General features: G+C 64.9%; 13 protein-coding genes. 6 read left to right on the top strand and 7 right to left on the bottom strand.

Translation table 11 applies throughout. The features are described from left to right. Positions 1-38 precede the first annotated feature (38 nt). Positions 39-932 carry an S-methyl-5'-thioadenosine phosphorylase gene (locus WAB17_RS02000; protein ID WP_435418374.1) on the bottom strand — a complete coding sequence of 298 codons (894 nt, stop codon included), beginning with the start codon at positions 930-932 and terminating at the stop codon, positions 39-41. Next, positions 929-1,798 carry a crotonase/enoyl-CoA hydratase family protein gene (locus WAB17_RS02005; protein ID WP_435418375.1) on the bottom strand — a complete coding sequence of 290 codons (870 nt, stop codon included), beginning with the start codon at positions 1,796-1,798 and terminating at the stop codon, positions 929-931. Before WAB17_RS02005 ends, WAB17_RS02000 begins: the two co-directional genes overlap by 4 nt. 153 nt (positions 1,799-1,951) lie before the next feature. Here WAB17_RS02005 and WAB17_RS02010 point away from each other — a divergent pair, with 153 nt between their 5' ends. Then, positions 1,952-3,331, top strand: coding sequence for an NAD-dependent succinate-semialdehyde dehydrogenase (locus WAB17_RS02010; RefSeq protein WP_435418376.1), 1,380 nt, complete (start codon positions 1,952-1,954; stop codon positions 3,329-3,331). A 30-nt stretch (positions 3,332-3,361) separates the two neighbouring features. Next, entirely contained in the window at positions 3,362-3,961 is a 600-nt protein-coding gene (locus WAB17_RS02015; protein ID WP_435418377.1) for an SDR family oxidoreductase, read from the top strand. Between the two features lie 82 nt (positions 3,962-4,043). On the opposite strand, the gene WAB17_RS02020 is transcribed toward WAB17_RS02015, so the two are convergent. After that, positions 4,044-4,829, bottom strand: a complete 786-nt coding sequence (locus tag WAB17_RS02020; RefSeq protein WP_435418378.1) for an SDR family NAD(P)-dependent oxidoreductase — start codon at positions 4,827-4,829, stop codon at positions 4,044-4,046. A 25-nt stretch (positions 4,830-4,854) separates the two neighbouring features. Beyond that, positions 4,855-6,027 carry an acetyl-CoA C-acetyltransferase gene (locus WAB17_RS02025; protein ID WP_435418379.1) on the bottom strand — a complete coding sequence of 391 codons (1,173 nt, stop codon included), beginning with the start codon at positions 6,025-6,027 and terminating at the stop codon, positions 4,855-4,857. Positions 6,028-6,193: 166 nt separating this feature from the next. Here WAB17_RS02025 and WAB17_RS02030 point away from each other — a divergent pair, with 166 nt between their 5' ends. The 3 genes from WAB17_RS02030 to WAB17_RS02040 are packed head-to-tail and all read left to right on the top strand — an operon-like array spanning position 6,194 to position 9,530. Then, entirely contained in the window at positions 6,194-6,937 is a 744-nt protein-coding gene (locus WAB17_RS02030) for a 2OG-Fe(II) oxygenase (protein ID WP_435418380.1), read from the top strand. Beyond that, entirely contained in the window at positions 6,934-8,622 is a 1,689-nt protein-coding gene (locus WAB17_RS02035; protein ID WP_435418381.1) for a putative 2OG-Fe(II) oxygenase, read from the top strand. Before WAB17_RS02030 ends, WAB17_RS02035 begins: the two co-directional genes overlap by 4 nt. After that, a complete protein-coding gene (locus WAB17_RS02040) occupies positions 8,619-9,530 on the top strand; it encodes a class I SAM-dependent methyltransferase (RefSeq protein WP_435418382.1) in 912 nt (303 codons plus the stop codon). The genes WAB17_RS02035 and WAB17_RS02040 overlap by 4 nt, the downstream gene beginning before the upstream one ends. 164 nt (positions 9,531-9,694) lie before the next feature. On the opposite strand, the gene WAB17_RS02045 is transcribed toward WAB17_RS02040, so the two are convergent. Next, positions 9,695-12,592 carry a TonB-dependent receptor domain-containing protein gene (locus WAB17_RS02045; protein WP_435418383.1) on the bottom strand — a complete coding sequence of 966 codons (2,898 nt, stop codon included), beginning with the start codon at positions 12,590-12,592 and terminating at the stop codon, positions 9,695-9,697. A 232-nt stretch (positions 12,593-12,824) separates the two neighbouring features. On the opposite strand from WAB17_RS02045, the gene WAB17_RS02050 reads away from it, so the two are divergent. Next, complete coding sequence (locus WAB17_RS02050) at positions 12,825-13,352, top strand: hypothetical protein (RefSeq protein WP_435418384.1); 528 nt, start codon at positions 12,825-12,827, stop codon at positions 13,350-13,352. Between the two features lie 88 nt (positions 13,353-13,440). On the opposite strand, the gene WAB17_RS02055 is transcribed toward WAB17_RS02050, so the two are convergent. Together WAB17_RS02055 and WAB17_RS02060 are read right to left on the bottom strand one after the other, a co-directional pair. Further along, positions 13,441-15,450: an alpha/beta hydrolase family protein gene (locus WAB17_RS02055; RefSeq protein ID WP_435418385.1), complete on the bottom strand. Its 2,010-nt coding sequence runs from the start codon at positions 15,448-15,450 to the stop codon at positions 13,441-13,443. 106 nt (positions 15,451-15,556) lie between these two features. Further along, on the bottom strand, positions 15,557-19,033 hold the full coding sequence (locus WAB17_RS02060) for a TonB-dependent receptor domain-containing protein (protein ID WP_435418386.1): 3,477 nt from the start codon (positions 19,031-19,033) through the stop codon (positions 15,557-15,559). Positions 19,034-19,199: the final 166 nt, after the last annotated feature.

Consider the following 19,199-nt stretch of genomic DNA (forward strand, 5'->3'; position numbering starts at 1 on the left):
CTAGGGAAACCATCGCCTCTGGCAAGCCGAGCAATGCGTTATCCCAAGACGCGCCCGGCGACGGCATCGAGCTTGGCCATCAATGCCCTGTCGCGCTGCTCGGGCGCGGTGATGATGGCATATTGCAACGCGGTGTCGTGCGGGCTTGCCTCGCGTGCCTTGGGCAGCATTGCGACCAGGTGCTGCAAGGCATTGCGCGCCATCTGCGCATTGTCGTTCAGCACCTTGAGGATATCGGCGGTCTCGACCCCTGCTTCCTCATCGCGCCAGCTGTCGTAATCGGTGACCATGGCAAGCATGGCGTAGGGCAGCTCCGCCTCGCGGGCGAGCTTCGCCTCGGGCATGCCGGTCATGCCGATCACGTCCCCGCCCCAGGCCCGGTACATCCGGCTTTCGGCGCGGGTCGAGAACTGCGGGCCTTCCATCGCCACATAGGTGCCGCCGCGATGGACCTTCGCTCCCGCCGCTTCGGCCGCATCGGCTGCGAGGGCGGACAGCCGCGCGCATACAGGATCCGCCAGCGCAACATGGGCCACCAGCCCCTCGCCGAAGAAGCTGCTTCGGCGCCCCCCAAAACTCCCATTGGTCCGGTCGATGAACTGGTCCACCGCAACGAAGCTGCCAGGCGCCATTTCCTCGCGCAAGGAACCGATGGCGCTGATTGCCAGCAGGTCGGTGACGCCGCAGCGCTTCATCACGTCGATATTGGCGCGATAGTTGACGCTGTCGGGACTGAGCGGATGCCCTGCCCCGTGCCGCGCCATGAAGGTCAGCTTCACATTGCCGATCCGGCCGGTCGTCACCGGTCCGGACGGCTCTCCGAAAGGCGATGCCACTTCGATGACCTGCTGTTCCTCCAGCGCGATGCCTTCGTACAAGCCCGAGCCGCCGAGGACGCCGATATGCCAGCCTTTCGCAATCTTCCTGCTCACTTGTATTCGGGCTCCTGCCACCACGGATAGAAGTCGGGCATATCCTTGCTCGGCCGACCGGGATAGGCGGGCTCGCGCTTTTCGAGGAAGCTGGCGATGCCTTCGGCGGCATCCTTGCCGCGCGACAGGCGGTAGATCGCCCGGCTGTCGATCCGGTGCGCGCCCATCGGGTGGTCCTCACTCGGCAGGCGCCACATCATCGCCCGGGTCATGGCGACGGAGACGGCGGAGGTATTGTCGGCAATCTCGCGCGCAAGGCCTCGGGCCACATCCATCAGTTCGGCCTGCGGGTGGACAGAGCGCACCAGCCGCCCGGCAAGCGCTTCCTGCGCATCGAACACCCTGCCCGAATAACACCATTCGAGCGCCTGCTGCACGCCGACCAGGCGCGGCAGGAACCAGCTTGAGGCCGCTTCGGGCACGATCCCGCGCCGGGCAAAGACGAAGCCGTAGCGGGCGTTGTCCGAGGCGAGGCGGATATCCATCGGCAGTTGCATGGTAATGCCCACGCCCACCGCCACGCCGTTGCAGGCGCTGATCAGCGGCTTGGTGCTGTCGAACAGCCGCAGCGTCAGCCGACCGCCGCCGTCACGGACGCGCTCGTCGGAAAGGTCGGCCACTTCGGTTGGGTCGGAGAAGACCCTGCCACCGCCTTCCGGCGTCAGGTCCGCCCCCGCGCAGAAGGCCCGGTCGCCGGCGCCGGTGAAGATTACCGCCCGCACATCGTCGTCGGCATCGATATCGTCCATCGCGGCGATGATCTCGTTCATCATCGTGCCGGTGAAGGCATTCATCTTTTGGGGCCGGTTGAGCGTGACGGTGGCGATGCCTTCGGCGATATCGAGGCTGATCTGGGTAAAGGACATGCTCGTTTGACTTTCCTCTCGTTCCAGAGGGTGGAGCACGTCGGCAGCTACAAATGCAAGCAAAAGAAAGTGGGCCCGGAGGCCCTTCTCGGAACCGCCCCGTGTCGGGAGCGGTTCATTGCGTGAAGCCCATTCACGCAATCAAGGTAAACCGTGCCCCACATAACGACCAACAATCCCGCCACAGGCGAGGATATCGCAACCTACGAGCTCATGTCGCGCGAGACCGCCTTCGCCAAGATTGATGCGGCTCATGAGTCCTACCTCGACTGGAGGCAGCGCGGCTTCGGCGATCGCGGGGCAATATTGCGCCAGATCGCAACAGTGTTGCGTGACAATTCCGACCGCATCAGCGCACTCATGACGCGCGAAACCGGCAAACTTCTGCGCGACGGCAAGACTGAAGTCGAAATCTGCGCCCGCATCTTCGAATACAGCGCCGACAATGGCGCAACGGTGCTCGCCGACGAGGAGCGCCGGCATTCAGGTGGCCAGAAGCGCGGCATCGTGACCTATGCGCCGATCGGGGTTATCTATTCGATCCAGCCGTGGAATTTCCCGCTGTATCAGCCAGTTCGGGTGCTGGCCGCCAACGCGATGGCGGGCAATGCTTGCATCCTGAAGCACGCCTCCATCTGCACCGGCAGCGGGTTGCTGCTGCGCGACCTATGCCTCGAAGCAGGGCTGCCCGAAGGCCTGTTCGACGTGGTGCTGGTCGATCACGACACCTCCGATGCGATCATCGCCCATGACAGGATCCGGGGCGTGACCATGACCGGCAGTGACGGCGCGGGTCGACACATCGGCAAGACCGCCGCCGAAGCACTCAAGAAGACCGTGCTCGAGCTGGGCTCCAACGATGCCTATCTTGTGCTGGAGGATGCCGATGTAGATCTCGCGGTGAAGACCTGCGTCACGGGCCGCCTCTACAACAATGGTGAAACCTGCGTCTCGGCCAAGCGCTTCGTCGTGACCGAGGCGGTGTACGACCGCTTCGTCGACGGCTTCGTCGAGCGGATGAATTCTACGAAGATGGGAGATCCGACTGCGGAGGATACCCAGCTCGGCCCGGTCTCGAGCAAGGAGCAGTTTGACACGCTGGTCGAGCAGGTGGGCAAGAGCATTGCGGGCGGCTGCACCCTGCTATGCGGTGGCAACCCCGAGGAGGATCCCGAAGGATGGTATTATCCGGCCACCGTGCTCGCCGACTGCAAGCCCGGGACCCCGGCCTACGATGATGAGCTGTTCGGTCCGGTGGCCTCGATCATCAGGGCGAAGGACGACGAAGACGCGATGCGCATTGCCAACGACAGCCGCTATGGCCTCGGAGGCGGGATCTTCACCACCGACGAGGAGAAGGCCATTCGCCTCGCTCGCGACCATTTCGATACGGGCATGGTGCGGATCAATTCGTTCGGCGCAGCCGACCCCAACATGCCCTTCGGCGGGGTCAAGGACAGCGGCTACGGCCGCGAACACGGCGGATTTGGAATGCGCGAGTTCGTGAACGCTAAGGCGATCTTCCTGCCCTGATCGGGCCCCCCAACAATCTGGAGACCACCCATGAATATCCTTATCGCCGGAGCGACCGGCAATACCGGCCTCAGGCTGACCCGCGAACTGGCCGAGCGCGGCCACACTCCCGTGGCGCTGGTTCGGGAAAGCTCGGACACCGAGGGTTTGCCAGAGGCGGCCCGCCAGCGCGTGGGCGACCTTACCGATCTCGATCCGAGCGTGACGGAGGGCTGCGAAGTGGTGATTTTCGCCGCCGGATCGGGCGGCGGCACGAGCGAGGAAATGACCGACAAGGTCGACCGCGACGGCGCGATCCGACTGATCGAGATCGCCGAGCAGACCGGTGTGAAGCGGTTCGTCATGCTTAGCTCGGTCGGCGCCGACAATCCGCCTCCCGACAGCGAGCTGAGGCATTATCTCGAAGCCAAGCATGCCGCCGACGAGCGGCTCATGGACAGCAGCCTCGATTATGCGATCCTGCGTCCGGTCAGCCTCACTGACGAAGGGCCGACGGGCGACGTGATCCTGGGCGATGCAGTCGATCCGAGCGCCAAGGCGGCACGCGGCGATGTCGCCATGCTGCTCGCCGACGCGGCAGAGCAGGACGAGTGGGTCGGCAAGGTGACACTGATGCAGACCGCTGGCTGAACGCCGGCTACGGAAACAGAAAACGCCGCCCGCCCGATGTCGGCAGGCGGCGCTTTTATGTCCATTGCGGACTGATCGTGGCTTAGCGCGGGGCCATGCGAATGGCGCCGTCGAGACGGACGTCCTCGCCGTTGAAGTAGCCGGTCTCGATCATGCACATCGCAAGCTTGGCGTATTCGGTCGGGATGCCGAGACGCTTGGGGAACGGTACCGAGGCGGCCAGCGCGTCGCGCACGTTCTGCGGCGCGGCGGCGAGCAGCGGGGTGTCGAAAATGCCCGGCAGGATGGTGTTCACGCGAATGCCTTCGTTCATCAGGTCGCGCGCGATCGGCAGGGTCATGCCGATGACACCGGCTTTCGAGGCCGAGTAGGCCGCCTGGCCGATCTGGCCGTCTTCACCGGCGACCGACGCCGTGTTGACGATGGCGCCGCGCTCGCCAAACTCGTCGAGCGGGTCGAGCGTCAGCATCCCGGCCGCCGACTTGGCGATGCAGCGGAAGGTGCCGATCAGGTTCACTTGGATCACGAAATCGAAAGCCGAGATCGGGAAGTGCTTGATGCTGCCGTCTTCCTTGCTGCGGCTGGCCGTCTTGATGGCATTGCCGATCCCTGCGCAGTTGACGAGGATGCGTTCCTGGCCATGCGCCTCGCGCGCCTTGGCGAAGCCGGCATCGACGTCCTCGTCGCTCATAACGTTGACCTTGCAGAACACCCCGCCGAGCTCGGCGGCCATGGCGTTGCCCTTTTCCTCGTTCATGTCGAAGATGGCGACCTTGGCACCCTTGGCGGCGAGCGCGCGGGCGGTGGCGGCGCCGAGGCCCGAGGCACCACCTGTCACGACGGCGGGGGTATTGGCTGAAACTTCCATCGGTTTTCCTCTCAGATACTGAAACTTAGACGCGTTCGATGATGGTCACATTGGCGACACCGCCGCCTTCGCACATCGTCTGCAGGCCATACTTCTTGCCGTGACGGTGGAGGCCATGGACCAGCGTCGCCATCAGCTTGGTGCCCGACGCGCCGAGCGGGTGGCCGAGCGCGATCGCGCCGCCGTGGACATTGAGCCGTTCCGGATCGGCACCGGTGTGCTTGAGCCAGGCCAGCGGCACCGGGGAAAAGGCTTCGTTGACTTCGTACAGGTCGATATCGCCGATCTTCATGCCGGCACGTTCCAGCGCGCGGTCGGTGGCGAACAGCGGTTCTTCCAGCATGATGACCGGATCGCCCGCAGTAACGGTGAGGTTCACGATCCGCGCCAGCGGAGTGAGGTTGTGGCGCTTCAGGGTTTCCTCGTTGACGACCAGCACCGCCGAAGAACCGTCGCAGATCTGGCTGGAGGTGGCCGCCGTGATGGTCCCTTCGGGGTTCAGCAGCTTGACGCCGGCAATGCTTCCATAGGTCGCATCGAAGCGGATGCCTTCGTCGACGGTGTGCTGCTCGGTCCCTTCGGGCGTTTCGATGGTGATCGGGATGATCTCGTTGCCGAAGGCGCCGGCATTGGTCGCGGCAATGGCCTTCTCGTGGCTGGCAAGGCCGAACCGGTCGAGATCTTCCTTGGTGAAGCCGTGCTTCTTCACGATCATCTCCGCGCCCATGAACTGGGACCACTGGATGCCCGGGTACTTCTCCTCGAGGCCCGGCGACTTGTAGTTGCCCAGCCCTTCCTTCATGTGGAACATCGCGGTCGAACCCATCGGCACGCGGGTCATGCTCTCGACGCCCGCGGCAATGACGGCATCCTGCGTCCCGCTCATCACCGCCTGCGCCGCGAACTGGATCGCCTGCTGGCTGGAACCGCACTGGCGGTCGATGGTGACCGCAGGCGTGCTTTCTCCCAGATGCTTGCTGGCGAGGACGGCATTGCGGCCGACCTGCATCGCCTGTTCGCCACCCTGGCTGACGCAGCCCATGATGACATCGTCGATGGCCTTGGGGTCGATGCCGCTCCGCTCGACAATGGCGTCGAGGCTGCGGGCGGCGAGATCGACGGGGTGGATACCGGCGAGGCGGCCGCCGCGGCGGCCCCCGGCCGTGCGCACGGCATCGACGATATAGGCGGCTGGCATCGAGTCTCTCCTCAAACGTTTCGATTTGCCACGGGCCTAGGGTGACCTTACGTTTGCGTCAACCGGCATTGTCCCGCGCGCTGGACCGGCACCCGGCCCGGTCGCGCCGGCGGTCGCCCCGGCGGTTGCCAACTCACGGGCCATCGGAATAAAGCGGGTGTGGATCATGACCAGGAAACTCTTCGAAATTAATCCGCACCTCGACCGGGAGGAGCTGGCGGCACGGTTCCGGCGGGACACGCGCGTGCAGGTTCACGATTTCCTGACCCGCGAAACGGCCGAGGAAATCCGCGCCATCCTGCAACAAGCCACCCCGTGGGGACTTGCCATGCAGGCCGAAGGCAGCGAATTCGACGGCGCCCAGCAGGTGCTGCCGCGCGACATGGGGACGCCCGAGGGCCAACGGCGGGCGCAGGCGCTCGGCGCGGCGACCGATGCAGCGGCGGGCCGCGGCGACTATGCCTTCCGTTACGCCCAGTATCCCATCCTGCAGGCGATCCAGGAAGGCTGGGCCCCGGGCAGCCCGCACGAGCTGATCCTCGAATACATCAATGCCCCGGATTTCCTCCAGCTGGCGCGGGACATCACCGGTTTTCCCGACCTGGTGAAGGCCGACGGGCAGGCCACGCTGTTTGCCAAGGCGCAATTCCTCGGCCTGCATATCGACAGCCATGTCGCCGAAGGCTGGAAGGTCGCTTACGTGATGAACTTCACGATCGACGGGTGGAAGCCCGACTGGGGCGGGTACCTCCAGTTCTTCGATGACAAGGGCAACATCACCCAGGGGTTCCTGCCGCGCTTCAACACGCTCAACATGCTGCTGGTGCCGCAGCCCCATTCGGTCAGCATGGTGGCGCCCTTTGCGCCGCTGGGCCGCTATGCCATCACCGGCTGGCTCCGCGACAGGTGAGCGCGGCGACGCCCCGGCAGTGGCACGAACGTGCCATGGCGGCCGAACGCGGCGGTGATGCCGCCGGTGCCGCCGCTCTTATCGGACAGGCGCTGGCTGTGTTTCCGGGCGATGCGGACCTGCTCAACAGCGCCGGCAATCTGGCCATGCGCCGGGGCCGGCCGCAGGACGCGGCGCCGTATTTTGCGGCGGCGTTGCAGGCCCGTCCTGGCGCGCTCGATTTCGCACTGAACCTCGCCATCGCCCTCACCGGCGCGGGCCGGGGCGAGGAGGCGGTGAAAGTGCTGGCCCCCTTTCAGGCCACAGGGGCGCGGGCGCCGCGCTATTGCTCCGCCCGCGCGGCGGCAGAACGGGCGGCGGGCAACCCGGGCGGCGCGGCGCGTTGGTACGATGCCTGCCTTGCCCTCGATCCGCTCCACCTGCGCGCGCTTCACGGGCGGGCGCGGACGGCTCTCGAGCGCGGCGAGCCCGGCGCCCTCGCCCGGGTCGATGCGGCCCTCGCCGCCAATCCGGGGGAAGCGGACCTCTGGCTCGCCCGGGCGCAGGCGCTGGACGTCGCCGGGGATACGGCCGCTGCACGCGACATCGCGCTGCAACTGGTCGAACAGGCGCCGCAATGGCTCGAAGGGCTGCGCTTCCTTGCCCAGTTGCGCCATGCCGCGGGGGAACGCGACTGGGCATCGCATTACGGCGAGGCGGCCCGCCGTGTGCCCAGCGATCCGGCCATCCCTGTCGACCATGTGGCGACACTTGCCGGCCTCGACCTCGCCGCCGAAGCTGCCGAGGTCGCGGCGGAGGCGAAGGCGCGCTTCCCCGGAGCGCCGCAGTTCGCCTTGCTGGAAGCGGTCAATGGCGGCGCGGCGGGCGACGACGATCGGGCCGAGCGGATATTCGCCGGGCTATCGCTGGAGGGCGCGGATCGCTGGCTGCAGGAGGCGCGCCACCGGCTGCGGCGGCACGAGGTCGGACAGGCCCTGGCCCTACTGGACCTCGTGCTCGACGAACGACCCTGGGATATCGGCGGCTGGGCGCTGCGCGGCATAGCCTGGCGGCTCGCAGGGGACGCACGTGCCGAGTGGCTGCATGGCCAGGGCGGCCTCGTTGCGCTGCTCCCGCTGGCCGATGCGCAATCCGTGCTGGCCCCGGCGATAGCGCGGCTGCACGAATTGCACGACGCCTCGCCCATGCCGCTGGGGCAATCGCTGCGCGGGGGAACGCAGACGCGCGGGATACTGTTCGACCGGATGGAGCCCGAATTCGCAGCGCTGCACCGCGCGATACGGGAGACGCTGGAGCTCTATCGCGCGCAGCTGCCTCCGGCCGATGCGGCCCACCCGCTGCTGCGCCATCGCGACGCGCCTTGGCGGCTGCACGGGTCATGGTCGGTCCGCCTGCTGGGCGGCGGCGATCATCACACCGCACATATCCATCCGCAGGGCATCGTGAGTTCGGCCTGTTACCTGGTGCTGCCCGAAGGCCGCGCTGACGGCGACGGCGCACTCGAAGTCGGGAGGCCGGCGCCGGACCTGCGGCTCGATCTCGGTCCGGTAGAGGTCATCGAGCCCCGCGAAGGGCATCTCGCGCTCTTTCCCAGCACGCTGTATCACGGCACCACACCCTTCGGCTCTGGCACCCGAATGACGGTCGCCTTCGACGTGGTAACGGGTGTAGGACCGTCCCGATGAGCGAGAACCAAAACAAGGCGTGGGGCGATTTCTGGGCCCGCCAGCAGGCGCGCGGTGGCGGCGGGTGCCTTCCTGATGGCTGGGGCGCAATCGAGGCAGCGCAGCGCGCGGTATGGACCCGCTTCGCGCAGGACCTGCCGCAGGAATGCCGCGTGCTCGACCTCGCTACCGGCGATGGCAGGGTCATGGGCTGGCTGAAGGAGGCGCGGCCCGACATCGCAGTCGAAGGGGTCGACCTGGCACCGCAGCTGCCCGACCCGCCCGCCGGCACGACCTCGACCGGCGGCGTTCCGATGGAGGAATTGCCCTTTCCCGATGCCGCTTTCGGGGCCGTCGTCAGCCAGTTCGGCTTCGAATACAGCCGGATCGAACTCACCGCCGGGGAAATCGCCCGCGTTCTCCAACCCGGCGGACGGGCCGCCCTGCTGACCCACCGTCTCGACGGCCCCATCATGGCGCATAACTGCAAGCGGCGGATGCAGATCGGCTGGCTGTTCGACCGCAAATCGCTGTTCGCGGTCGCGCAGCGGACCCTCGAAGCACGCGGTCATGCCTTTGCAGCAACACCTGCGGCCATCGGAGAAATCGTGACCGAGGCCTCGCAACGGTTCGGACCACAGTCGGCGGCATGGGAAATTGCAGAGGCAGTGCGGCGTACGCTCGTCATGCCCGGCACCGTCCCGGCAGGCCAGATCGCCCAAACGCTCGATCTCATTTCCGAACAGGCCCGCAACGAGATCGGTCGGATAGACTCGCTTGAAGGCGCCTGCCGGGTAACAGCCGACGAGTTCCGGCTGGCGCAAGCCTTCACGCGCGCCGGCCTGAGGCCGGTTTCACAGGAACAGCTCGGTGAAGAAGGCGGCAAGGAACCCTTTGCCGATTTTCGCATCCAGACCACCGCAACCTGACCACGATACCAACGTCGCATTCGACGAATTCGGGACTAAGGATCCCAGCGTCGCACCGCTGCCGCGACCGCCGTCAGCGCTCCATCGTCTTCCTCCATAGCAAAGAAAAAGGGCGGCGGAGCCGAAGCTCCACCGCCCGTTTTTCGTGTCGCGTGACGCGCGTCTTAGAACTTGAAGTTCACCGAAGCGAAGAAGTCACGGCCCAGCACGTCGTAGGTGCTCGGGTAGGTGTTGGCCTGTTCCTGGTTGTCGCCGAGGCGGGTGCCGTTGTTCGGGTTCGAGACAACGATACCGCCGTTCGCGAACTCGGGTGCCTGCGGCAGGGTGTCGAACAGGTTGTTCACACCGAAGGCCACGGTCACCTGCTCGTTCACGTCGTACGAGAAGGTCAGGTCGATCAGGTCGTATGCCGGGATACGCTCCGAGCCGTTGAGGGCTGCGTAGTCGGTATCCGGATCGTCGTCGTCAACCGCGCTCAGGTGACGCCAGCGGATCGAGGTCGTCAGCGGGCCATCGACGAACGACGCACGGGTCGTCCACTTGTAGCTCGCATTCGGCTCGCCGCAGTTGGCACCGAACTGGCCAGCGCACTCGAGAATGTCAGCGCCCGGGAAGGCTTCGAAAGCGTTGCTTTCGGTCCAGGTACCCAGGAAGCTGAGGTTCAGGGTCTGCTCGCCGGTGTCGGTGAGCAGCGAGAACGGCAGGCTGGTCGAATAGACGACCTGAAGGTCGACACCCGAGGTCGAGAGCGTAGCAACGTTCTGGCCGCCCAGTGCCGGTGCGAAGGCTTCGACGATCTGGCCGCCCGCGTTGCGGATCGGGCCGTTGGCGAAGAACGGTGCACAGACGACCGAGGTGGCATCCTGCACCTGGTCGAAGCACAGTTCGAACGACTGCTGCAACGAGATCGTGGTGATAGCATCATCGATCTTGATGTCGAAGTAGTCGGCCGTGATCTGCAGGCCCGGGATGAACGAGGGCTGCAGCACGATGCCGGCAGTCCAGCTGTCCGAGGTTTCTTCCTGCAGGTTCGGGTTGCCGCCGAAGAACGCCGGGATCTGCGCATTCAGCTGGATGCCAGCGGTGCCCAAGGAGGCAGCCGGGACGCCATTGGCCAAGCAGAGGTTACGCAGCGTGCCCGGAGCCGCCGCAGCAGCGCGCGAACACGGATCGGTCGCACCGGGGAAGCCGATCGACTGGCCGCCGAACAGTTCGCCCACGTTCGGGGCGCGAACGGCGCGCTGATACTGACCACGCAGGGTGATGTCCGGGATCGGCGAGAACTCGACGCCGCCGGCATAGGTCCACACGCCGCCAACCGCATCGAGCGAGTAGTCGGAGTAGCGGCCTGCACCGGTGACTTCGAGACGGAGGCCCGAGTCGGTTTCGATCAGCGGAACGTTGAGCTCGGCGAAGAGCTCCTTGACGCTGTACGAACCTTCGGTCGGGTCACCCGCGTTGAAGCCGATCACGTCGCCCGAGGCGAGCGCGGTGTCCGGAATGAACTGCGACGCAACGCGGCGGTATTCTGCACCGAGCGCGAAGCCGATATCGCCGCCGCCGATGTCGCCGAGGAAGCCCGAGAGGGCCGCGTTGGCAACTTCGAGGGTCGAGATGTCGCTGTTCTGGGCGAGGATCGAGATCTGGTCGACCATCGCCTGGGTCAGCGTGTTCGGGCCGAAGATGTTGATCGCCGGATCGGTACCGTCGAGGCCCCGCTGGAACGCCGAACGCGAGATGTTGCCGCGCTGGATGTTCGAGTTACGGGTACGTGCATACATGTAGTAGGCATCGTAGTTCAGCCAGTCGGTGATGCCGCCGCGGACACCGCCGAGGACGCGGAACGCGTTACGCTCGTCGAGCGTGTTGCGCGAACCGGATTCTACGGTACGACGCTGCAGGAACAGCGAGAGCTGGCCATTGCCCGGAGCCGAAGCGCCAGTGCCGGTTTCGGTTGCGTCGAGCTGCACCAGCTGGGCGAAGTCGGCGGCCGAAATGAACGGCTGGATGGTGGCGAGGTTCACGTTGAACGTGCCGGTCACCGGGGTGGCGGCGAGTTCGCCGGCAACACGGTTGTTGACGAACGAAACCTCGGTGTAGAACTCGTGACCGTCCGAGAATTCGTAGTCGGCATAACCACCGATCAGGTAACGTTCCTGCGGGATCTGCAGGTAGTTGACCGGAGCGTAGTTGTAGGTGTCGCCGGCGCGCGGGCGGAAGTTGCCCGGGGTGTCGAACACGACGGCACGGTTGGCAGCGAAATCGGTGCCGGTACGAACGCCGTTGCCGAAGTAGCGGATGACGCCGTTCGGCAGGGTCGACGAACCGAACTGGCGCTGGGTCAGGCCGCCGTTGCCCGGGCCTTCACCGCCGAGGGCGAAGTTCGAGAACGCACGGTCGCCCTGGAAGATTTCCTGGCGGTTGTAGTATTCGGCGTAAACCGTGGCGCTGCCGCGGCCGTCGTCGAACGAGGTGCCGATCGCGCCGAACAGGTTGTAACGCGCGCCGTCACCTTCCTGGGTCAGCGAGTACTGGCCGCCCAGCTCGACGCCTTCGACGTCCTTCAGGCGGAAGTTCACGACGCCCGAAAGCGCGTCCGAGCCGTACACGGCCGACGCACCACCGGTCACCACGTCGACGCTGTCGAGCAGGAACGACGGGATGGTGTTGAGGTCGACGATCTGGGCGGTATCGTAGAACATCCAGCGGCGGCCGTTGACCAGCACCATCGTGCGGGTCGAGCCGAGGCCGCGCAGGTTCAGCGTGGCGGTGCCGGTGCCGGGGTTGTTCGAGTTCGAGGTGAAGCCCGGAACGACCTGCGGCAGGGTGTTGACGACGTTTTCGACGTTGACGGTGCCGGAGAGCTTGAACTCTTCGTCCTGCACCACTGCGATCGGAGCGGCGGTTTCGACGTTACGCTGGGCGATGCGCGAGCCGGTGACAACGATCAGTTCGCTCTCTTCGGCAGCAGCCTCGTCCTGGGCGTAGGCCGGAGTGGCGAGCATCGCACCGGCCATTACGGTACCGGTAAGCAATGACGCCTTCGTAAAACGGTTGGACATTCCAATCCCCTTGATCCCGCGTGCCCACCTTGGGCACGCCTTGCACGGTTGGTCCTTCGGACACAGTTATCCGAATGATGCGCCTCTAGGCCACGGCCAAGGGTCGCTTCAATCGGGAAACAGCCCGTTCGCGCAATGCGCCGCAGTGTGTGACTTTGAAGTTACAGTTGGAACTAGCTGTTGGCGGGGGTGCCACAGTATGGCACTCGGACCGCCTGAATCCGGAGGAACCATGTCGCGAACCATCCCCATCGCCGCGCTCGCAACCGCAGCGCTCCTGATCCCCCCCGCCCTGTCGGCGCAGGACCCGGTCGTCCCGAACAGCGACGACACGATCGCGCAGCTGCGCAATTGCCGTGCGATTGCCGAACCTACGGAGCGACTGGCCTGCTACGACCGGGAAGTCGGCTCAGTCATCGCCGCGACCGAGCAGGGCACGCTGCAGGTGGTCGAGAAGGCCGATGTCGAGGAAGCAAAGCGCGGACTGTTCGGTTTCAGCCTGCCCAAGATCAAGCTGTTCGGCGACAATTCGCAGGAACTGGACGAACTCGAGACGACGATCGCAAGTGTGCGCCGCGAGGGCCGCGAGGCGTGGATTTTCACCACCGCCGAAGGATCCGTGTGGCGGATCTCCGAAACCAAGATGGGTTGGCGCCCGCCGCAGCCGGGCCAGACCGTGGTGCTCAAGAAGGCAGCAGTCGGCAGCTACTTCATCCGCGTCAACGGCCAGATCGGCGTCAAGGGTAAGCGCATCGAGTAATCACCCGCAGCGCGCGTCGCACGACAGGCACACGAAAGGGGCGGAACCGCAGAGGTTCCGCCCCTTTTTGTCGGCACCAAGGCGTGCGTCAGAGCCCGCCGGGGCCGCAATCGTTCGCCAGGTAGTCCAGCATCTTGGTGTAGAACGCCATCTGGTGTTCGTACATCAGCGTCGTGTAGAAGTGGTCGGCACCCTTCAGCGTGAGGTACTGGACATTGGTCTTGCCGGCCTTGTCGGCGGCATCCTTGAAGTCCTTCATGTGGTAGTACAGCACGCGGCTGTCCACGTCGCCATGCACCATCAGCAGCGGGATATTGGTCTTCGCCACATCGTTATAGGGGTGGATGCCGGTCGTGACGCCGCGGGTCTTGAACCAGTCGTCCAGCGCCTTCGGCGTATAGGCATTCACGACATCGCGGTACCAGACATCGGCCCGCGACACCGCCGCGCCGGCGATAGCGCACTGGTAGATGTTCTGCTCGCGCTGGGCCGCGACGAGCGCCGCATAACCGCCGTAGGACCAGCCGAACATGGCAATCCGGTCCGGATCGACCAGTCCCTGCTTCACCAGGTAGAGCGCACCGTCATCTTTGTCGTCCTGCATCGCGAAGCCGTGCTGATCGTAAGCGGCATCGAAATGCTTCTTCCCCCAGCCGACGGTCTGCCGGTAGCCGGGCTGGAGCACCATGTACCCCGCATTGGCGAGCAGTTGGCCCCATTCGTCGTAGCCGATGACTTCGGGGACAGCCGGGCCACCGTGCGGCAGGACGATCAGCGGGAACGGACCCTTGCCCTTGGGCTTGGTCACGTAACCCGGGATCATCATCCCGTCGCGAGCAGGGTAGCGGATGAATTCGACGTCCGAGAGCTGTTCGGCCTTGAGCAGCGGGTTCTCGCTGCCGAGCTTGGCGATCTTGCCGTCCTTGATGAACCAGTACGAGCCCGGATCGCGCGGCCCGCTGTTCTGGACGATCATGGTGTTGCCGTCGAGCGAGCGACTGGTCACGCGATACTGGTGGGCGTTGGGGATCAGCTTGGCGAGCTGTTCGTACAGCGCCTTTTCCTCCTCGTCGAACCAGTGGTATTCCATCTTGGCGCCAGGATAGATCGCCGCGACCAGGCGCTCGTCGCCCGGGATGGAGCTCTGCACAATGCCCATCACGTCGGCATTCTCGGCCTGGAACAGCTTGCGGGTGTATTCGCCGGTATCGAAATTGAACTCCCACAGCGCGGCCTTGTCATCGCCGTTGCGGGCTTCGATGATGTAGCCGATGTTGGGGTTGTCCGGGTCGAAGCCCTGCAGCCCCTGGAAACCGCCGAGGAAGCGGTAGAGCTGGGTCGGATCGTCCTGGTCGATGACTTCGCCGAACTGCGTCCACGACCCGTCGCCCGGCTTGCGGTAATAGGTCCGTACGGTGTTGTCCGGATCCTGCCCCTGGGTGAAGCGCGGATTGCCCTTGTCGTCGAAAACGGCGTTGGGGTACTTTGTCGTGCCTTTAAGCACGAGGGTACGCGCGCCGGTTTCCAGATTGTAGCGATAGTAGGACCGCGGCCGGAAGACGTCGAAGGGATCGACGCCGGTCAGGTCGCTGTCGCCGCGGCCGGTTTGCACCAGCACGGTATCAGGTTCGTCCGGCAGCGTGTTGACGATGCTGAAGTTGCCTTCGACCTGGTTGAACTTGTTCTTTTCAAGGTTGTAGGAATAGGTGGCGTAGCTGCGGACGTTTTCTTCCTGCCGCTTCACCGCGCTGCGCTTCACCTGCCAGGCCGTACCGAAGATATGGTTGTTGCTGACCCAGCGCGCGCTGATCAGTTCCATCGGGCTGGCATTGAGGCGACGCAGCGGCTTCGACATGTCGCCGGTGGCGTAGATCTCGAGGATGTTCTCCCCTTCGCGGCTTTCGTTCTTGAGCACCAGCACGTGCTTGCCGTCGGGCGACACCTGCACCGCAGTGATCACATCGCGCAGGGCCCATACTTCCAGCGGCACGGTCGGCTGGTTCTGCGGCCCGGCCACGGCCGGCAGCGGGGCCAGCACCGAACCGAGGGTCATGGCGACGCCGGCAAGGGCGAGGCTGGCGGTCTTGAATGCTTTCATTGGGGCGACTCTCTCAAACTTTCCGGTGGGGGAAGGGAAACGAAAAGGGCGGCCCCGGCACGAATGCGCAGGGCCGCCCTTAGTACTCGGTACTAACTGAACCCTCTTAGAACGACTTGGTGACGCTCATGAAGAATTCGCGGCCATCGTAGTTGTAGCCATTGCCGATCGCGGTGTTGTTGATGGCAAGGACTTCGCTGCTGTCGACCAGCGGCGGGGCGGTGTCGAACAGGTTGCTGACGCCGACCAGCACGGTGAAGGTGTCGGCGCGGTACCGCAGCGAGACCGTGTGCAGGAAGTAGGCATCGGCGAAACCGACGTCGCGGCAGAAGATGCCGTCGCCAGCCACGCGGCCGTTGGGGACGAAAGCCCCGCCCGGGCCGGTGTTCGATCCCGAACCGTTGCCGAGACAGGTGTCACCGACCACGCCGGCCGGGCGGCCGTCGGGGCCACGGCCGAAGGCGTCGCTGAACGCGTCCACACCGACCGGATCCTGATCCACCGGACCGGTGTAGTCGATCGTGTAGGCGAGACGGAACTTGTCGATGCCGGCGGTCAACTGGGCGAAGCCAGTCCACTTGGGCAGGCCGAACTCGCCCGCGTCGTCGTCGAAGATTTCGGCCCCGGTGTCGTCGATGAACAGGGTCGAACGCTCCATCAGGTGGTTGGCGCGGACGCGCAGGCCCAGTTCGATGTTCTCGCCGAAGGCTGCGACATCGGTGCCGATGAAGGCGTTGAAATCGATGCCTTCCACCTTTTCGCGGTTGAGATTGATGAAGCCCGAGTTGACGTCGGTGATCAGGAACCGCTGGGTCGCCAGCGGGCTGGCGGTGATGCGGTCACAGAACGGACTGCGCTGGCCGTCGTCGCGGGTGTAGCAGTCGTTGACGATGAACTGGCTGCTCGGCTCGACGATCGAGTCTTCCAGCTTGATGCGGAAGTAGCTCATGCCCAGGTTGATATCGACTCCGGCAAAGGTTTCCTCGAACGAGAAACCAGCGGTCAGCGCGGTCGAGGTTTCCGGGTTGATATCGAGGCTGCCGCCCGAGGTGATTTCCACGCTCGAGGTCTGCAGCGTGTTGAGACCGGTTGCTTCGATACCGACACGGGTCGGATCGCGGCCTTCGCGGCGGCAGTTTTCGAGGATCGTCGGGTCGCGGTCGTCATCCACCGCGCTGTAGGCACCGGCGACGAAGGCGTCGGTCGGGACCGCACAGGGGTCGAACAGCGTGTTGAACCCGCTCTGCCCGGCGAGGAAGTTCTCGCGCAGGTTCGGCGCACGGAACGATGTCCCGTAGGTTGCACGGATCAGCAGCGGGGCGATCGGACGCCAGCCCACAGCACCCGAATAGGTGTAGTTGGTGCCGTAGAACTCTTCGTCCGTGATACGGCCGGCGAGCTTGACGTCGAGCTCTTCGAAACCGGGGATGCCGGCCACGATCGGCAGGTCGAGTTCGCCGAAGACTTCCTTGATTTCCTTGTCGCCGACGGCGCCGAGGTCGGAGAAGAAGCCCCAGAACAGGCCGTTCGACGCCACGATATCCGGCCGCGAGTTGATCTCGTCGCGGCGGTATTCCGCACCGAGCACCGCGCCGACGGTGCCGCCGGGCAGTTCGAACAGGTCGCCGGTAAGGAACGCGTTCCAGGTGATCTGCTTGTAGATGGTGTTGAAGACGCGCTTGCCGAAGATGTAGTCGCGTTCCGCCTGGGTGGCGAAGTCGCCGACCGCACCGGTCAGCACGCTCGGTGCGAACAGGTTGACAGGCACACAGCCCGCAGCGTTGAGGTCCGGTGCAGCCAGGCCCGGATTGGCGAGGCGGGCGGAGTTACAAACGCCGATCCACTGAGGGTCGCCGAAGAAACCGAACACGTTCAGGTTGCTGTCGTAATCGTCGGCGATGCCGTCGCCATTGTTGTCGACGATGCCGTCGCCGTTGTAGTCGGCCGTCGGATCAAGGCCGAGCGCGAGGGCAAGGCGGTCTTCGCGGATACCGGTACGGCTCGAGACGCCCTTGGCGCGCGAATAGACCAGCGAGGTATCGAAGGTCCAGCTCGGGCCGAAGATCGGCGCATCGCCGCGCACGCCAACAACGGCACGGATCTGCTCCTGCACGACGTCGATGTCGTTACGGTCGCCGCGGATCGAGACGATCGGCTGCACCGGCAGGGCAAAGCCGGTCGACAGCGGAGTAAAGGGACGACCCGCACGTGCCTGCAGGGCGTTGTCCACGGCCCGGCAGTCCACCCCGTTGGGGTTGGTGCGGAAGTTACAGGGGTTGAACGGGTTGAGATCGGGCACGAAGGGGAAGAGCTGGGAATTGAACGTCTCTTCGCCATAGATATCGGCGCGGCTGTAACCTGCCTCGAAATAGGGGGTCAGGTTGATGTCGCTGGGAATGGTGTATTCGCCATAGGCCAGGACGTTGATCAGTTCCTGCTGCGGAACAAAGATCTGGTTCTGGTTGGCACCGTTGGTGTTGACGTTCTGGAAATCGACGTCGCGGACACCGTCGCCGTTGAGATCGAGATCGCGGCCGAAGAAGTCCTGCGAATCGCCGAAGTTGAACGGCCGGCCGGTGCGCGGATCGTTCGGGAAGTTGGCGATGTTGCCGTTGCCCGGGAAATAGACCGAGCCGACGCGGGTGTTCGAGAGGAACACGCGGCCGCTGATGCCCGCAATCTTACAAGCGCTTTCCTCGACCGTCACGCCGGGGGTGCGGTTGCGGACGACCGCATTGTCGGCAAGCCCGAGGGTCCGGATATTGCCGGCCTGGTCCACTTCGTAGTGGCGGTCGCATCCGCCGAAGAAGTCGCGATCGCGCAGGCGGATTTCGTCACGGAACGAGTATTCCGCGCCGATCCCGAAGAAGCCGCGGTCGCTGTTGACGCCCCACGAAGCGCCGATGGTGTAATCCTCGCCGCTGCCCATCGGATTGATGTTGCCGTTGGCCGAGAGTTCGAGACCGTCGAAATCCTTCTTGAGGACGACGTTGACAACGCCGGCTACGGCGTCCGAACCGTAAACCGACGACGCGCCGTCGAGCAGCAGGTCGATGCGTTCGATCATCGTGCCGGGCAGCAGGTTGATCGACGGGTTGGTCGGCGCGCCTTCCACACCGGCCGGAGCCATGCGGCGGCCATTGATCAGGACCAGGGTCCGGTCGGCACCGAGGCCGCGCAGGTTGATGGTCTGCGAACCCGGGCCGTTGTCGAGCACGAAGCCCTGGAAGGTGGCATCGATCTGCTGGCCGGCCGCGGCTTCCGAACGCTGCAGGATCTGCGACGGATCGAACAGGCCCGCGTCGTTCTGTTCTTCGGTGGTCAGGATCTGCAGCGGCGAAATGCTGGAGAAGGTGTCGCGCTTGAGGCGCGAACCGGTCACGACGATCTGGCCTTGAGCAGGGGCCGGGGTGCCGTCAGCCGAAATGTCGCAACCTTCGGGCAGGTTGCCGGCTTCGTCGGCGACGCATTCCTCTGCCGCGCCGGCGGTGTCCTGGGCAAAGGCCGGGGCGGCGAACGCCATAGCCATGACAGACGCCGAAACCGCGAGACCCTTGATCGAATTGGCGTGAAACTTCTTCATAACTTCTCCAGTCGCGAATGCGGGACCTGGAGAGCATCTGAAAAGCACGGAAATCGGGACGCCCCGTTCAAGGCTGCCCCCGCGACCTGTCGTTGATGCTGGAACCCCCAGTTCCTGCGATGTCACACGTGTGCAATAGTGACCGGAGAACTGTCAAAGCGGTTTG

The organism is Parerythrobacter aurantius (genome assembly GCF_045291475.1).
Taxonomy (GTDB): Bacteria; Pseudomonadota; Alphaproteobacteria; order Sphingomonadales; family Sphingomonadaceae; genus Parerythrobacter; species Parerythrobacter aurantius.

Coding starts and splice junctions, on each gene's coding strand:
- WAB17_RS02060 (WP_435418386.1), bottom strand. CDS start 19,033: ATGAAGAAGTTTCACGCCAATTCGATCAAGGGTCTCGCGGTTTCGGCG.
- WAB17_RS02025 (WP_435418379.1), bottom strand. CDS start 6,027: ATGCCAGCCGCCTATATCGTCGATGCCGTGCGCACGGCCGGGGGCCGC.
- WAB17_RS02055 (WP_435418385.1), bottom strand. CDS start 15,450: ATGAAAGCATTCAAGACCGCCAGCCTCGCCCTTGCCGGCGTCGCCATG.
- WAB17_RS02005 (WP_435418375.1), bottom strand. CDS start 1,798: ATGTCCTTTACCCAGATCAGCCTCGATATCGCCGAAGGCATCGCCACC.
- WAB17_RS02045 (WP_435418383.1), bottom strand. CDS start 12,592: ATGTCCAACCGTTTTACGAAGGCGTCATTGCTTACCGGTACCGTAATG.
- WAB17_RS02020 (WP_435418378.1), bottom strand. CDS start 4,829: ATGGAAGTTTCAGCCAATACCCCCGCCGTCGTGACAGGTGGTGCCTCG.
- WAB17_RS02050 (WP_435418384.1), top strand. CDS start 12,825: ATGTCGCGAACCATCCCCATCGCCGCGCTCGCAACCGCAGCGCTCCTG.
- WAB17_RS02040 (WP_435418382.1), top strand. CDS start 8,619: ATGAGCGAGAACCAAAACAAGGCGTGGGGCGATTTCTGGGCCCGCCAG.
- WAB17_RS02015 (WP_435418377.1), top strand. CDS start 3,362: ATGAATATCCTTATCGCCGGAGCGACCGGCAATACCGGCCTCAGGCTG.
- WAB17_RS02030 (WP_435418380.1), top strand. CDS start 6,194: ATGACCAGGAAACTCTTCGAAATTAATCCGCACCTCGACCGGGAGGAG.